This is a genomic window from Pontibacter sp. H249 (assembly GCF_037892465.1).
Lineage (GTDB): Bacteria > Bacteroidota > Bacteroidia > Cytophagales > Hymenobacteraceae > Pontibacter.
On the sequence record NZ_JBBKTR010000004.1, the window covers coordinates 25,655 to 41,179 of the forward strand.

A 15,525-nucleotide genomic window follows, 5' to 3' on the forward strand; every position below is an offset into this window, starting at 1 on the left:
GAAATTTATTATCGATCAAGCTAAACCAACCAAATCCTCATAAGCCCACTCCTTCTTTATACGACCGCTCTCTAGTTCAATAATGGAATCGCAACGATGTAAAGTCGTAAGCCTATGGGCAATGATGATGATGGTCATGTCGTTATCGGCCAATCGGGCTACAGCTTCGTTTATTTCATTTTCGGTAGCTGAATCTAAGGCGCTGGTAGCTTCGTCCATTATTAAAATGCTTGCGCCTTGGTATAGAGCACGTGCAATACCAACCCGCTGCCTTTGACCACCTGATAGCAAGGAGCCTCTGTCTCCAATTTTCGTTGTTACGCCATTAGGCAGCTGCGCTACTACATCAGTCAAGCTTGCCAAGTCAATCGCTCTTTCGAGATTGACTGCATCTATGTTTTCCTTAGGAATACCAAAAGCGATATTTTCAGCTAGTGAAGCATCTAGGATATAAACCTCCTGCTGCACATAGCCTATTTTACTTCGCCAGTTAACTATATTAGATCCTTTCAACTGGGTGTCGTCAATCCAGATTTCACCAGCAGTTGGTTTATAGAACCCAAGTAATAAACTTACTAATGTGCTTTTCCCTGAACCTGACTTTCCTATCAAGCCAATAGTACTGTTCTTCCGTATAGTCAAGTCAATATCATCTAAAACGCGATGCCCGTCCTGGTATGAAAATGATACTTTAGCTAAGCGGATGTGCAAATTAAAGTTTACTTTTTCAGTAGCTTTCTTATCAGCTTGCTTTTTATGTTGCTTTACATCATCTAATACACTAAAAGTATACTGATATCCTTTTATGCCTATCAATGCAATCATACACCGATTAATGGAAGGCAAGATTCTATAAGCTGCAAGGGCAAAAACAGATAGCAGACCTGTAATATGGCTTTTGTCCTGTACATAGAGCACTCCATATAGTGCTACTAGAATAATAGCCGCCATCATGCCTGTTTCTATCACCTTGGTAGGTGCATGCTGTAATACAGACGACAATACCCGTAACTGTGAACTCCTGTTTAAAAGTTTTTTGTGGTTTTCCAAAAAATAAGCTTCTGAATTATTCATCTTCACATCCACATACCCATAAACCGACTGAAATAAATTCATACCTTGCATCGGAGCTATCTCGTTTAGCTCTGTTTGAATAGCCTGCGACCTATTTTTAACAGCTTTATAGAATAAGGAGAAAACTGGCAAAATAAATATCAATAACATGGCTACCACAAATGGATCATAAATTAATATGGTAGTTAGAATCACCAGTATTATAATGGCCTCATTAATTAGTGTAAATGTATTCAGAATAATGCCGCTAGTAAATTCTAACGGTACTGAATTAATGTTACGGGTAATATAATTGGGGTTGTTCTTCTTAAAGAAAAGTAGTCCTTTATTTTGATAGATTGTGAAAAGCTGAGCAGAAAAGCGTCTATAGAGGTTGTAGGAAAAGCTGGCCTGTTTTTTAAAGATCCAAAGGCTTGTGATATTTTTAGCAACTATAAAGGCTAATATCGATAGTGCTAAAACAACAAGGAAAATGGTTTCGGAAGTAAAACCAAAGAAATTAAAAACCCAGTTGAAGGCTCTACTGTTTTCCACCACTTCATCCTGCAACAGGATCATAATAACAGGCAAAATAGCCGCAAGCCCAACAATATCCAGAAAAGAATTAAACAGCAGAAGCGCCATCATGCCAAAAGACTTCCGCTTTAGCTCTTTAGGTAATAATGCAGCTACTTTTATAATTGTGGTAAATATAATATTCTTACCAATCATGTATAGATAAATATGGCTGCCCCTCTTTGAAACTGCACAAATTGAAAAACAAAATAAAACAACTTATTAAAAAGCTTCACCTTACAAACATCTGCAACAGGTCGCGGTAGCGCCATACTTCCTTTAGCTGTAAATCAAAAAGACCGGAACTGGGTTTAATTACCAGCGACCAGTCTTCATCCTGTTCTTTCATTAAAAATCATAAAAACGTGTGTAAGCGAAAATACCTCAAAAAGACCATTAAAAGTAATGAATCCTTTTGAGGTATTAGAATTTAAAGGGATAATTTTTGATTATGGAATCAAAATCCCTTGACAAGTACTATTTTATTCGTGGTAATTTAATACGCGGTGTCCACCTTCCATTAGGTAAGTGTCACGCTTGAACAGCTCCAGGTCGGCCTGCATCATATCTTTTACTAGTGCAGGTAAATCATACTTAGGCTCCCAGCCTAGTTTCGTTTTCGATTTAGTAGCGTCACCGATAAGTAGCTCTACTTCTGTTGGTCGGAAATAATTAGGATCTACACACACCACTTCTTTACCAATTTCCACCTGGTAATCAGGGTTATTGCATGCTACTACGTACCCTTTCTCGTCTACGCCCTCGCCTCTGAACTCAATGTCAATTCCTACTTCAGCGAAAGACATCTTCACGAAGTCACGAACTGTAGTCGTTACACCAGTTGCAATAACAAAATCCTCTGGTGTGTCCTGCTGAAGAATGCGCCACATCGCTTCTACATAATCTTTTGCATGGCCCCAGTCGCGCTTCGCGTCCATGTTACCCAAATACAGCTTGTCCTGCAAGTTAAGGGCAATACGGGCAGCGGCACGTGTAATTTTACGGGTTACGAAGGTTTCGCCACGCAGCGGAGACTCGTGGTTAAACAGGATACCGTTACAGGCAAACATGTTGTAGGCCTCGCGGTAGTTTACTGTAATCCAGTAAGCGTAAAGCTTGGCTACTGCATACGGAGAGCGCGGGTAGAATGGGGTTGTCTCAGACTGCGGAACTGCCTGTACTAAACCATACAGCTCAGAAGTAGACGCCTGGTAGATTCTTGTCTTTTCGGTTAGACCTAAGATACGTACCGCTTCTAAAATACGAAGCGTACCCAAGCCATCAGCGTTCGCCGTGTACTCAGGTGTATCAAAACTTACCTTCACGTGGCTCATGGCAGCCAGATTATAGATCTCGTCCGGTTGCGTTTCCTGTATAATACGAATCAGGTTAGTAGAGTCTGTCAGGTCGCCGTAGTGCAGCTTAAAGTTGATGTTCTTCTCGTGAGGGTCCTGGTACAGATGGTCGATGCGCTCGGTGTTGAACAAGGAGCTTCTGCGTTTCACACCGTGCACTTTATATCCTTTGCTTAAGAGTAATTCTGCTAAATAAGCACCATCTTGTCCGGTTACACCAGTTATAAGGGCTGTCTTCATTATCGTTTATTTATGGTAAAGGGTTTATGTTTTGTTGGGGATTGTTGTCCTCCCCTGCCCCTCCAAAGGGGGACTGTTATGATATATTGGCATAGGATTAACCCACCCCTAATCCCTCCCAGGAGGGGACTTTTTACTATGCTAAATGTCATTTCGAGCACAGCGAGAAATCTTATACAGCAGTTGGACACATAAGATCTCTCCTAAAGTCGAGATGACAGTTTTGTGTAATACTCGTATGCTAAGCAGTAGTAACCGGAGCAGCGTACTTTACTTTAAAGTCTTCGTAGGCCAGTTTTATGCCTTCGCCCAGTTCAGTTTTATGGCGGAAGCCTTGCTTGTGCAGCTTGCTTACGTCCATCAGTTTGCGTGGCGTACCATCCGGCTTACTTGTGTCGAACACCAGCTCCCCTTCAAAGCCCACCACCTCTTTTATCAGTAGGGCCAACTCCTTGATGGTGATATCCTCGCCGGTGCCGATGTTGATCAGTTCACGCTCGCTGTAGGTGTCCATCAGGAAAAGACATGCATCTGCCAGGTCGTCGGCAAAAAGGAACTCGCGTCTCGGGCTGCCTGTACCCCATACGGTAACTTCCGGAGAACCGTTTTCTTTTGCCTCATGAAATTTGCGGATAAGCGCCGGCAGCACGTGTGAGTTCTCCAGGTCGTAGTTATCGTTGTAGCCGTACAGGTTGGTAGGCATCACACTGATAAAGTCGCAGCCATACTGGTCGCGGTAAGACTCGCACATCTTTATGCCGGCAATCTTAGCCACTGCATAAGGATCGTTGGTCTGCTCCAGCGCACCTGTTAACAGGTACTCCTCCTTAAGCGGTTGCGGGGCCATTTTTGGATAAATACAAGACGAACCCAGGAAGAGGAGCTTCTTTACCCCGTGCATGTAAGAGGCGTGAATCACGTTTGCCTCCATCATCAGGTTATCGTAGATAAACTCTGCCCTGTAGGTATTGTTAGCGTGTATGCCCCCTACTTTAGCCGCAGCCAGGAATACGTAATCTGGCTTCTCCGTTTCAAAAAAGGTATTAACAGCCTCCTGGCTCCGCAGGTCGAGCTCTGAAGAGGTACGTGTTATGAGATTATTGTAACCGGCCTCTTTAAGTTTCCTGCAGATGGCAGATCCCACCATTCCCCTGTGCCCAGCTACATATATTTTTGCGTTCAAATCCATAGCTTGTGTATACTTTAATAGCACTATATTGTTATTGAATTAATAAAAGAATAAGTATCAAATTTTAAGCAACTTTTTCCACTTGGACTTACGCTGCTGGTCCTCGGCATAATATCCGTACCCGTAGCCATAGCCATACCCGTAGCCATAACTCAGTTTGTTGTAATTAACATCATTAAACAAGATGGCAATCTTCTCTGCCTTACCTGTTTCATAATGCTGCTGAATGGTATTCAGGAAGCTTTTGAACGTATAGTTTTGACGCACCATATAGATAGTAGCATCCGCAATGCGCATAAGCTCCAAGCCATCCGAAAGTATACCTACAGGAGGCGTATCAATAATTATATTATCATACGATTGTTTCAGTATCTCGATCAGTTCTCCCATCCTGTTGCTTAGTAATAGCTCTGAAGGGTTTGGCGGAATATCACCGGAAGGCATCAAGTGCAGCGATTCATGAATAGTAGCATGAATAATACCATCTAACTTGGCGTAGCCTGCCAGGTAGTTGCTAAGGCCAACATTGCTGCTCACGCCAAAGTCAGTGTTATTATTTGGTTTGCGCATATCAGCATTGATCAGGATCGTACGCTCCCCGGAAATAGCAAAAATATATGCCAGGTTTTTTGCCGAGAATGTCTTGCCCTCTCCACTGATAGAGGATGTGATCACAAATATTTTAGCCTCCCCTTTGCTCGCATCCGTCATAAAGCGGAGGTTAGAGCGCACTGTTCTGAAAGCCTCAGCCAGCGCAGATTTAGGGCTTTGCTCTGTGAGCAGGCCTTTGTCTTTGTTATGGCCGATCATGCCCAGCAATGGAATAGAGGAATATTTAGCCAGGTCTTCAGTAGAGCTAACTTTATTATTCAACAGCTCCTTCAGGAAGATAAAGCCAGCCGGAAGCAATAGGCCAATAAACAAGGCTATAAGATAGTTTTGGTCCGGTTTAGGAGAAATCATGGCTTTTACAGCAGCGCCATTAACCAAGCGGGCATCAGGTACGGTAGCAGCTGTTGAAATACCAGCCTCGGCACGTTTCTGCATCAGGAAAACGTAAAGTCCTTCGCTGAGTTCATACATGCGCTGAAGGTTGATAAACCTTCTTTCGGCGGCAGGTAATTGCTGCAGTGATCCCATCATACGGCTTATTCTACTGTTTATATCTGAAACAGCAATTTGATTAACCTTTTGTAAGCTGCTTACATTTTCAGAAATACCAGCTAAAAGCTCCTTTATTCTGCCACGAATGTTCTGAATCTGGGTATTGATGAGCGGGTTTTGTGTTTTCTCGTCGGTTAAAGCTGTTAACTGCAACTGTGCTTCTATAAGCTGCTGTATAAGCTGATTAAGAACAGGGTCGGATACGCCAAAAGATGAGGGAGCTATTACTCGTTCCGTTATATTACCGGAGGCTATATAGTTTCTTAAGTAATCAAAGTACTTGCTATTGATGAGTAACGCGGCCTTTTCACGCTCTAATTCTTGTATTTGTGTGGCTGTTTTAGAACCTTCGTCGCTCATAGTAAGGCCTGTATTCGCTTTTTTAAACGACTCCAGCCTATTCTCCACTAAAAAGAGTGAATCACTTATCTGCTGCAGCTGCTCATCAATAAAATCGATGGTATTAACGGCAGTAACTTTTTTCTCTTTAAGCCCACGTGCGATGTAAGTTTGAGCATGCGCATTTAGGAAATCGATTGCTTTCTGTGGGTTATCGCTGGTCGTGCTCATTTCCAGAATAGAGGTTTCTTTGATCGGCGCCACCACCAGACCGGATCTGTAACTTCTGATAAGGTTATCCCTATCGTTTAAGCTGAAGTATAGCGTAAAATCAAAAGGCTCATTTGGTTTTTTTCGTAGTACCGTAAACACAAACCCATTGGCTTTAATTTTTTGGCCTGAGCGGAAAAGCTTTCCTTTAAAAAAATTGTTTAACTCAGGATTGGCTTCTGCTGATAAGCGTACCGTATTTCCTTCTGTCAAATCGCATTTGATCAAGAGGCCATAGGGAATTTTAGTAGAGGCAGAATCTACTGTTACATCAATGGGGCTCCAGCCGTACACCTCGGTGAATTTAATATCTCCCTCGGCGAAGTATGAAACGCCAAAATTCAGGTTATCCAGTGTTTCACCAACCAGGTCATTAGACTTTAACAGAAAGGATTCGTTGTTCAGGTTCTTTTCATTTCCGAAGAGCTCTTTACCATACAACAAATTGGCAGACGCATTGGACAGATCCTCCGGCTCGTTGATTAATACGGTAGTGCTGGCTTCATAGATAGGCGTTGTATACCTGTTTACCAGCATCGCTACAGCTAGTGACAATGGTACCGCGATAACAAACAAGTACCAGTATTGCCTTAGCTTCTGCAGTATAAACTGCACATCTATCAAGGTATCTTGTTGTTGATTGGGAGCCGGATTCACGTTTAAGCTCATAATAAAGGAATTCTAAAGGAAGCGGAAAACAAGCAAACTGATCGAAGTCAGAATGGATAAACCGAAGCCAACGTTCGTTAGCAGGTTCTCTCGCACATTCTTAGCCGGAAGCGGATCTACCACGATCATGTCGTTTGGCTGCAGGAAGAAATTAGCCTGTGCAAGGGTCTGGTTGTCTAGTAAACTAAACGTATAAAGTTTTGCCTGGCCACTTTCGTATCGGATAAGCTTTATTTGACCACGGTTAGAATAAGGGCTAAAACCTCCTGCCGAGGCAATCGCTTCTATTACATTGATGTTATCCTGGTATGTTGTAAACTGCCCCTGACTGGCTACTTCCCCTACAACAGTATAGCGGAATGTGAGCAAACGCAGGTTAACGGTGGGGTCGGTCAGGAAAGGCTTCAAGGCCTCTGTTACTTTAATTCTGGCTTCAGGCATACTTAAGCCGCTAAGATTAACTTTTCCTACTGCCGGCAAAAGTATATTCCCTTCAGCATCCAAGGTATAACCGTCCAGTACCGGATCGGTGGCACCAAATGTGGCAGTACCTGTACTCAGGAAATTGTACTCGGTTGGCGTAGTGCTTTGCACCTTCAAAGAAAGTACATCACCGGGCTTTAAGGTATAAGCCGTTTGCTTCAGGTCGAACGTTTTAAGCAATTGATCGGCATTGGACTGCTGTTTTACTTCCGGATCGTTTTGAAGTAAAACAACCTTCTTTTGTGAAACACAAGAAGAAAAAAAGACCAGGCCGATTAATATGTAAAATGCGATAAGGGTTTTGCGCATTTGGTTTGATGTAGTCAGGTTTAACAGGTTGAGTATACTGCTTTGCAGCATTCACCCAATTTAAAAGTACAAACTAAGCATTTTATTGTGTAATTTAATAGTGTTCTGCCATTTTGTGCCCTAAAAATGGTTAAAAGTTTACCCGGATGCCATTAGTAATGGCATACACGAACCTTGTTACTGGCACAACCGGCTCATCCTCAAACACACAATTAAAGTTTGTCCTAAAAGAAAATTTATCATTTAGCTTGAAGTTAAGCGACACATCACCGCTCACCCGGTTACGAAAGTCGTCTATTTTTCTGTCGAACCCTGTCTGGTAGTAAACTATGCCTTCGGTGCTGATAGTTTCGCTTAGTTTTGCCTTTGCGCTAAAGTAATTCGTTGATTTTATAAGGTTTGCCACAACCAGTTCATTATCCATTTCCGGGTTCTCCCACTCCTCGTGCTCATGCATCAGGCCAGTGCCAAAGTATAAACTTACATCCTGGCTACGTAGCACAGCTACTCTTATTCCACCGCCCAGCAGTGTACGCAGCTCCAAACCACGGGCTTTATCAGCCTGGGCCTGGGCAAAAAGCTCGTAAGAAAGCTTACGCTTGCGCAGCAGATTGGCACGCAGGTGCGAGTATCCTGTACTAGCTACTGTATTGCGCTGCTCCGGGGAATCATAGTTTACGAGCAGGTAATTATAGTAATTTAAAAGCAGGTAGCTGTGTTTTTCAGAAATATAGGCAAGGTCGCCGGTAAAGGTAAACTGCAGGTAGTTGTTCGGGTTGTTTTTTCCGGCGTTACGGTTAAACATCGAAAAATCAACTCCGGCCTTGCCTGTCAGGTAATTGGCTGTGTCCTGGCTGATCCTGGCCCGCTCAATGTTCAGTATCTGGGCTCTAAGCTCAGTTACAGTTCCAATTAATAAGATAATCAGCAGGAAAGTTAAGGTGAATTTTGGTGACGTCATGTTTTAGATCAGAAAGAAAAATTAGCACCACTTGCAAGAACTCCGGCGCTTTTAGCGGTTATACTTTGGGTACAGTATTGTAGCAACAATAAGCGTATACTATACAAGGCAATCGTAAACCGAGAAACAAAAGTAAGATACTATGGCAAGAAGTTCAATAAAGACGATCAGGATATTGCGCGAAACAGCCGGAAGAATAGCATCTGGCGCTCCGTACCAATGGGGCCACATGGGAAGCTGCAACTGCGGCCACCTGGCGCAAACAATTACAACGCATAGCAAAGGCGATATACACAAGGCAGCCATGACACGCTACGGAGACTGGGCAGAACAATTACGGGACTACTGCCCTGAAAGCGGCCTGCCCCTGGATGTAGTCATTGATAGGATGCTGGAGACCGGATTTACCCGAAATGATTTGGCACACCTGGAGCGACTATCGGATCCGGACGTTCTAAGTACTATCTCTCCTACTCCCAAAGCGCTCAGGCATAACGTGCGGGATGATGTGGTTTTATACTTAAACGCCTGGGCAAATCTGCTGGAGAAACAGCTCCTGGACCATGTAAGCTTACAGGAACTTCAGACAGAAAGCGTTCAAACTACAGCCGTGCTACTTGATGCATAAAAAATAAATGTAGAGTTTTGGGCATCTTAACCCATGCCCTATGACTACTACAGAAGAAGCTATTATACAAGAAACCGCAGCCTATGTACAGGAACTACTAACTGGTGAGGGTTCGGGACACGATTGGTGGCATATCTACCGTGTCTGGAATAATGCCCGGCACATTGCAGCAAAGGAAGCAGAAGCAAACCTCTTTATTGTAGAACTTGCGGCACTACTGCACGATATAGGTGATCATAAATTCCATAGCGGCGATGAAACAGTAGGGCCACGCATGGCAAAGGAATGGCTGGAAAAGTATACCTTATCACATACTAATATAGAACATGTTTGCACCATTATAAAAGACCTTTCCTTTAAGGGCGCAGGAACCACATCTGAGATGCAAAGTATAGAAGGCCAGATTGTGCAGGATGCAGACAGGTTAGATGCCATCGGAGCCATTGGCATTGCCAGAACCTTTGCCTACGGCGGCCATAAGAACAGGCAACTTTACGATCCTCATGTAAAACCTGAAATGCACGACTCCTTTGAGGCTTACAAGTCAAGCACTGCACCAACGATAAACCACTTCTACGAAAAGCTTTTACTCCTGAAAAACCGTATGCATACACATACTGCTAAAGAAATTGCAGCAGACCGGCACCGGTACATGGAAGATTTTCTGGAGCGGTTTTACCAGGAATGGGAAGGTGAGCGATAAACTGCTAACTGATAATTGGCTACGATATGAACCTTCAGTAAAGCTACTTATCGTTTCTACTTAAAGTTTAAGTTTAAATACTACAGTACTTAAAGATACTCCATTCTATGGTAGCTACTAAATGTCAGCCTATACTTAAGTAAACATCTTAATAAGCCATGCCTATTTAAGGAATTATCGTAAATGTTTATCTTTATCATACTTACTTAACCAGTATACATCTTAACAAGCAAGAACCCTCTAAATCTCACCTATGGAGATACCGTTACTCTCTGATGTCGCGATCATACTTGGACTGGCTGTAGTCGTAATCCTGTTTTTCCAGCGGTTTAAGCTGCCCACCATACTCGGTTTCCTGGTTACGGGCGTTATTGCAGGTCCCCACGGATTAAGTTTAATCGACGATATCCATAACATTGAGATGCTGGCGGAGATAGGCGTTATACTGCTGCTGTTTATTATCGGTATTGAGTTTTCGCTTCGCAACCTGGCCCTGATCAGAAGAACGGTACTTATTGGCGGAACCACGCAGGTATTAGCCACCATTGTACTAATAGCCGGTGTAATGCTGATACTGAATTTTAGCTTAGGCGAGGCTGTGTTTATGGGTTTCTTGATCTCGCTTAGCAGTACAGCCATCGTGCTTAAGCTACTACAGGACAAAGGCGAGATTAACAGTCCGCAGGGCAAAGTAGTGCTGGGTGTGCTTATATTCCAGGACATTATTGTGGTGCCGATGATGCTATTAACACCCTTGATGGCCGGCGGTACCCAAAATGTAGGCTTGCAGCTACTCCTGATGGGCTTGAAAGGTATATTTGTGGTGGTGTTTGTGCTTATTAGTGCCCGCTATTTGGTACCTAAGCTGCTTTATTTAGTAGCCCGCACCAGAAGCAAAGAGCTTTTTATACTTAGCATCGTCGTGATTTGCCTGGCTGTGGCCTGGCTAACATCCGGTTTAGGCTTATCGCTGGCGCTTGGCGCTTTTTTAGCTGGCCTTATCATTTCAGAATCAGAGTATAGCCACCAGGCTACCAGCAACATCATGCCTTTCCGGGAGATTTTTACAAGCTTCTTCTTTGTATCCATTGGCATGCTCCTCAACTTTGAGTTTATGCTGCAGCACATGCCGGTTATACTGGGGCTCACCATCGTAACTATGTTGCTAAAGGCCATTGTGGCAGCAATTGCAGGTCGCATTCTGAACTACCCAATGCGTATATCCATACTTGTGGGTTTGTCTCTTTTTCAGGTAGGTGAGTTCGCCTTTATACTTTCTAAAACAGGCATTGCCAATGGCGTGCTTACTCAGGAAACATATCAGTACTTTTTGTCTGTGTCGCTGCTAACAATGGCCATTTCCCCGTTTGTAATAGGTGCCTACCACCAGATAAGTTCTGCGCTAATCACCCGCTTTGGCCGCAGCGAAGAGCTAGACCCAATTGCCCCCACTGCAACGGGATCTCACGATGAACTAGAAAACCTGGAAGATCATGTGGTGATCATCGGCTATGGCATTAACGGACGAAATGTGGCTAAAGCAGCCAGGTATGCCAAAGTACCTTATGTGATTATTGAGTTAAATGCAGTTACCGTCCGGAAAGAAAAAGCCTTAGGTGAGCCGATAGTTTTCGGTGATGCTGTGCATGGCACCATTCTTTCGCATGTAAATATACATAAGGCCAGGGTTGTTGTAATTGCTGTTTCAGATCCTGTTGCCACAAAACTGACTATCTCTGAAATCAGAACCATAAGCGAGAAAGTACATATTATAGCCAGAACACGCTTTGTGCTGGAGATGGAAGAAAGCTTCAGGATTGGTGCAGATGAGGTTATCCCAGAAGAGCTGGAAACATCTATCGAAATTTTTACAAGAGTATTAACACGTTACCTTATTCCCCGAGACCAAATAGAGGCCTTTACCAATACAATCCGGGAAGACAACTATGACATGCTGCGAAGCCACAACGAACGCAGCGACAGCAACATGCTCAGCAACCTGAAACTGGAGCTGCCAGACATTGAGGTGGCAGGCCTGAGAGTTTATACTACCGATGAAGATCTTGTAGATAAACCGCTTATTGATGCGAATATCCGCAACAGGTTTAATGTAACCGTGGTTGCTATTAAACGAGACGATAAAATGCTGCTGGAAATAAACGCCGGCACCACCATTAAAACCAATGATATTGTGTATGTGGTAGGCAAGCCAGAGGACGTAATGCAGTTTAACGTGAAGCTACGAAAAGAGTAACTAACGGCAATAGCCGTGAACATAGCATACGCTTGCTACCGGTGTAAAAGCGCTAAAGTTTGGTCAATATTTCTGATACCTCCTCCTGCACTTTCCCAGAGCTTACACTAAAATTATTGAAGGCACCTTCTGTCCAACCTCTCCAAACAAGCTGCTTAGTAGATGGGCTAATCATGTCAATAATCAGGGTGCCGGACTTAAACAAGTCCACTGCTCTATAACCGGGAAGTCCTGCATCTGTATAATCGTAGCGGTAGCCACTCATGTAGCCGTAACTATACCCGAAGCCGGTAGCAAAGTTTTCCGGGTTATCTTTTTCTAGTGGTACAGGCACACTTATATCGTAAGCCAGCAACACATCAGGATTGTCATTAACTTTTCTGTAGCCCTTTTTTTGCAGCTCCGCCTCTATTGCCTGAGTTACATCCTCGTGCAGGTCTGCTTTGTAACCTTTGTCGTAAGCAGCCGGGGCAGCAGGTGCAGGCTGGTACCAGTTATAAGTGCGGTATAATTTTGTGTTAGCCCCTGGTGCAACAATGGCGCTGGTATTTTTTATACCTGAAGTAACCACACAAGCACTTAGGAGTAACACACAAACAATAGTGGCAGCTGTATTTAAAAGGCGATAGATTCTCATACTTTATCTGGTTTATGCTGTAACGAGGTATTTGGTGGTTGTAAGCCAACCAAAAGACAAAGGTACGTGCTATACTTGAGGTCTCAAATGCTAAACCTTTAGTAACATATCGATTAATTACCGAATACACACCACAGCCTTTGGCTCCTGTATTTACTATAACTATCCTTCCAAAGATTCAGAACATTTAGATTTAGAATAGTAACCCAACTGTAGCTAATACGTGTATGTGAGAGTAAAACAAAGCTATGCAATAGCAATAAAAAAATGAACATATCATCGCACGTTCCGTCACCTCCGCCAAAATGGGTGGAAAACTTTGCCCGCTTCGGTCTGGCTGCCAAAGGAGTAGTATATTGCCTGGTAGGTACCCTCGCATTTATGGCTGCATTTGAAATAGGAAGAAAGTCAACACAAAGCGCCGGGAAACAAGGTGTATTCCAGTTTATTTTGGAGCAGCCCTTTGGCAAGTGGCTACTGGCTATTGTAGCCATAGGCCTTGTGTGCTATACTTTGTGGCGCCTGATACAGGGTATAAAAGACACAGATAACAAAGGAACCGACGCCAAAGGTATTGCAAAACGCTTGCGCTTTGTATTTAGCGGTCTTGTGTATGGCGCACTTGCTTTCCTGGCGGCCCAGATGGTACTCGGAAACCGTAGCGGCAACGGGGGTAGCGGCGGCTCCAGACGAATGCTTGTAGGAGAGCTTTTACAACAGCCTTTCGGACAGTGGCTAGTTGGTATTTTGGCTGTAGGCACCATGGCTATAGGGCTTTACCAGATTTACTATGGCTTATCGGATAAGTATAAGAAAAATGTACAAGGAGCAGGCCTTAAGCACGATATGGAGACAAAACTTGTACGCATGGGCAAAATAGGGTACATAGCAAGAGGTGTTGTTTGGATCGTGATCGGCTACTTATTTCTTAAAGCAGCACTTTCATCCAACGCGCAAGAAGCCGGTAGCAGCAGCCAGGCTTTCCAGTTTTTAGAGACTTCTTCTTACGGGTCTTTTTTGTTAGGTGCCGTGGCCGTGGGACTTATATTTTACGGCGCTTTTATGTTTATGAGGGCCAAGTACCAGCCTATCGGCACCAGCTGATTTAAGTTTAGCATAAAAGAGGATGTGCCCGTGAAACTACTCTTCTACTTTTACTTTCTCACTGCTTTAGTATCAGTATAAACCTGTAGGTAAACAACTTACAATTACCTTTCGATATTTCTACTTTAAGTAAGATAAAAGCATATTTGTTCTTTAAAAATAATGCCACAAAATACAATTAATAGTATCTTTGAATGCCTAAACACTATGTGGCAATTTTTAAATGAAAAATACGCCCTTTAAGATTTTTATTCTGGACGATGATGTTTGGTATAGCGAATTACTGGAGTATCATCTGTCCCTGAACCCTGACTACGAACTTAAAAAGTTTCATTCTGCTAAAGAGTGCCTTGCCAGCCTGTACGAGCGCCCCAATGTAATCACGCTGGATTATTCGCTGCCCGACAAGAACGGAGACGAGGTACTTAAAAGTATAAAGGAACAAAACCCCGACACACAGGTGGTCATCATTTCTGGTCAGGAAGACGTGGCTACTGCCGTAGATCTGTTAAAGAAAGGTGCTTACGATTACCTTGTGAAAGACGAGGAAACGCCGGAGCGCCTTTGGAACACTATTAACAAGATCCGTGAAAATGTTTCGCTGCGCGAGGAGATCAGCCAGCTGCGCGAGGAGATCGGGCAAAAGTATGACTTCAGCAAAGTAATCATTGGCAACAGCGAACCCATTAAACGTGTGTTTGCCATGATGGACAAGGCCACCAAAACTAACATAACAGTATCTATAAACGGAGAGACTGGCACAGGTAAGGAGCTTGTAGCCAAGGCTATACATTACAACAGCACGCGCAAAAAAGCCCCGTATGTTGCCGTAAACGTAGCAGCAATTCCTAAAGAGCTTATCGAGAGCGAACTGTTTGGACATGAGAAAGGTGCTTTTACAGGTGCCGTTTCGCGTAGGTTAGGCAGGTTTGAAGAGGCCAACAAGGGCACTATTTTCCTGGATGAGATTGGGGAACTGGATGTAAGCCTGCAGGCAAAACTACTGCGTGTACTACAGGAAAAAGAGATTACTCGCGTTGGCGGTAATAGTGTGGTGCCTGTAGATGTGCGCATTATTGTAGCTACGCATAAAAACCTGGCCGAAGAAGTAAAGAAAGGCACTTTTAGAGAAGACCTTTACTACCGTTTACTGGGCCTGCCTTTACTATTACCCCCACTCCGCGAAAGAGGCAGCGATATACTGGTGCTGGCCAAATACTTTATCGATGCGTTTGCTAAAGAAAACAACCTACTCAGAAAAAGCCTATCTGAGAAGGCACAGAAGAAGCTTGTCTCCTACTCTTTTCCTGGCAACGTGCGCGAGCTGAAGGCTGTTGTGGAACTAGCGGTGGTGCTGTCTGATGAAGAGCAGATACAGGAGCATGATATTAACCTCACTGCGAGCAACACGCAAAAAGACTTCCTGTCAACAGAGCGAACACTGAAGGAATATACCACCGAAATTATTCAGCGATTCCTGGAGAAGTATGATTACAATGTATTGTACGTAGCTGATAAGTTAGACATCGGTAAGTCTACCATCTACAGGATGATTAAAAATAATGAGTTGATTTTGCGCTAAGAAATCAAA

12 protein-coding genes are annotated in these 15,525 nt (G+C 43.6%); 5 read left to right on the top strand and 7 right to left on the bottom strand.

The genetic code is table 11. From position 1 onward, the window contains the following. Positions 1 to 15: 15 nt before the first annotated feature. The 6 genes from WG943_RS06930 to WG943_RS06955 all read right to left on the bottom strand — a co-directional run bounded on the left by WG943_RS06930 (position 16) and on the right by WG943_RS06955 (position 8,608). Complete coding sequence (locus WG943_RS06930) at positions 16 to 1,785, bottom strand: ABC transporter ATP-binding protein (protein WP_340407722.1); 1,770 nt, start codon at positions 1,783 to 1,785, stop codon at positions 16 to 18. Between the two features lie 326 nt (positions 1,786 to 2,111). Further along, positions 2,112 to 3,224, bottom strand: a complete 1,113-nt coding sequence (gene gmd, locus WG943_RS06935) for a GDP-mannose 4,6-dehydratase (RefSeq protein WP_340407724.1) — start codon at positions 3,222 to 3,224, stop codon at positions 2,112 to 2,114. A gap of 241 nt (positions 3,225 to 3,465) precedes the next feature. Continuing rightward, positions 3,466 to 4,413, bottom strand: a complete 948-nt coding sequence (gene fcl, locus WG943_RS06940) for a GDP-L-fucose synthase (RefSeq protein ID WP_340407725.1) — start codon at positions 4,411 to 4,413, stop codon at positions 3,466 to 3,468. 57 nt (positions 4,414 to 4,470) lie between these two features. After that, positions 4,471 to 6,855, bottom strand: a complete 2,385-nt coding sequence (locus WG943_RS06945; RefSeq protein ID WP_340407727.1) for a GumC family protein — start codon at positions 6,853 to 6,855, stop codon at positions 4,471 to 4,473. A 12-nt stretch (positions 6,856 to 6,867) separates the two neighbouring features. Beyond that, positions 6,868 to 7,647, bottom strand: coding sequence for a polysaccharide biosynthesis/export family protein (locus WG943_RS06950; RefSeq protein ID WP_340407728.1), 780 nt, complete (start codon positions 7,645 to 7,647; stop codon positions 6,868 to 6,870). 130 nt (positions 7,648 to 7,777) lie between these two features. Further along, positions 7,778 to 8,608: a DUF481 domain-containing protein gene (locus tag WG943_RS06955; protein WP_340407730.1), complete on the bottom strand. Its 831-nt coding sequence runs from the start codon at positions 8,606 to 8,608 to the stop codon at positions 7,778 to 7,780. A gap of 142 nt (positions 8,609 to 8,750) precedes the next feature. Here WG943_RS06955 and WG943_RS06960 point away from each other — a divergent pair, with 142 nt between their 5' ends. The 3 genes from WG943_RS06960 to WG943_RS06970 all read left to right on the top strand — a co-directional run bounded on the left by WG943_RS06960 (position 8,751) and on the right by WG943_RS06970 (position 12,193). Next, entirely contained in the window at positions 8,751 to 9,236 is a 486-nt protein-coding gene (locus WG943_RS06960; protein WP_340407731.1) for a hypothetical protein, read from the top strand. A gap of 40 nt (positions 9,237 to 9,276) precedes the next feature. Further along, on the top strand, positions 9,277 to 9,939 hold the full coding sequence (locus WG943_RS06965; protein WP_340407732.1) for an HD domain-containing protein: 663 nt from the start codon (positions 9,277 to 9,279) through the stop codon (positions 9,937 to 9,939). 253 nt (positions 9,940 to 10,192) lie between these two features. Continuing rightward, positions 10,193 to 12,193: a cation:proton antiporter domain-containing protein gene (locus WG943_RS06970; RefSeq protein ID WP_340407733.1), complete on the top strand. Its 2,001-nt coding sequence runs from the start codon at positions 10,193 to 10,195 to the stop codon at positions 12,191 to 12,193. A 52-nt stretch (positions 12,194 to 12,245) separates the two neighbouring features. Here WG943_RS06970 and WG943_RS06975 read toward each other — a convergent pair whose 3' ends face one another. Beyond that, positions 12,246 to 12,830 (bottom strand): DUF4136 domain-containing protein, encoded by a 585-nt coding sequence (locus WG943_RS06975; RefSeq protein WP_340407734.1) that lies wholly within the window; start codon positions 12,828 to 12,830, stop codon positions 12,246 to 12,248. Between the two features lie 267 nt (positions 12,831 to 13,097). Here WG943_RS06975 and WG943_RS06980 point away from each other — a divergent pair, with 267 nt between their 5' ends. Both WG943_RS06980 and WG943_RS06985 read left to right on the top strand, forming a co-directional pair. Beyond that, the gene (locus tag WG943_RS06980; protein ID WP_340407735.1) at positions 13,098 to 13,934 is read left to right on the top strand and encodes a DUF1206 domain-containing protein; all 837 of its coding nucleotides are present in this window, start codon (positions 13,098 to 13,100) and stop codon (positions 13,932 to 13,934) included. Positions 13,935 to 14,157: 223 nt separating this feature from the next. Beyond that, positions 14,158 to 15,516, top strand: a complete 1,359-nt coding sequence (locus WG943_RS06985; RefSeq protein WP_340407736.1) for a sigma-54-dependent transcriptional regulator — start codon at positions 14,158 to 14,160, stop codon at positions 15,514 to 15,516. Positions 15,517 to 15,525 lie beyond the last annotated feature (9 nt).

Coding starts and splice junctions, on each gene's coding strand:
- WG943_RS06945 (WP_340407727.1), bottom strand. CDS start 6,855: ATGAGCTTAAACGTGAATCCGGCTCCCAATCAACAACAAGATACCTTG.
- WG943_RS06950 (WP_340407728.1), bottom strand. CDS start 7,647: ATGCGCAAAACCCTTATCGCATTTTACATATTAATCGGCCTGGTCTTT.
- gmd (WP_340407724.1), bottom strand. CDS start 3,224: ATGAAGACAGCCCTTATAACTGGTGTAACCGGACAAGATGGTGCTTAT.
- WG943_RS06985 (WP_340407736.1), top strand. CDS start 14,158: ATGAAAAATACGCCCTTTAAGATTTTTATTCTGGACGATGATGTTTGG.
- WG943_RS06955 (WP_340407730.1), bottom strand. CDS start 8,608: ATGACGTCACCAAAATTCACCTTAACTTTCCTGCTGATTATCTTATTA.
- WG943_RS06980 (WP_340407735.1), top strand. CDS start 13,098: ATGAACATATCATCGCACGTTCCGTCACCTCCGCCAAAATGGGTGGAA.
- WG943_RS06975 (WP_340407734.1), bottom strand. CDS start 12,830: ATGAGAATCTATCGCCTTTTAAATACAGCTGCCACTATTGTTTGTGTG.
- WG943_RS06970 (WP_340407733.1), top strand. CDS start 10,193: ATGGAGATACCGTTACTCTCTGATGTCGCGATCATACTTGGACTGGCT.
- WG943_RS06965 (WP_340407732.1), top strand. CDS start 9,277: ATGACTACTACAGAAGAAGCTATTATACAAGAAACCGCAGCCTATGTA.
- WG943_RS06930 (WP_340407722.1), bottom strand. CDS start 1,785: ATGATTGGTAAGAATATTATATTTACCACAATTATAAAAGTAGCTGCA.
- fcl (WP_340407725.1), bottom strand. CDS start 4,413: ATGGATTTGAACGCAAAAATATATGTAGCTGGGCACAGGGGAATGGTG.
- WG943_RS06960 (WP_340407731.1), top strand. CDS start 8,751: ATGGCAAGAAGTTCAATAAAGACGATCAGGATATTGCGCGAAACAGCC.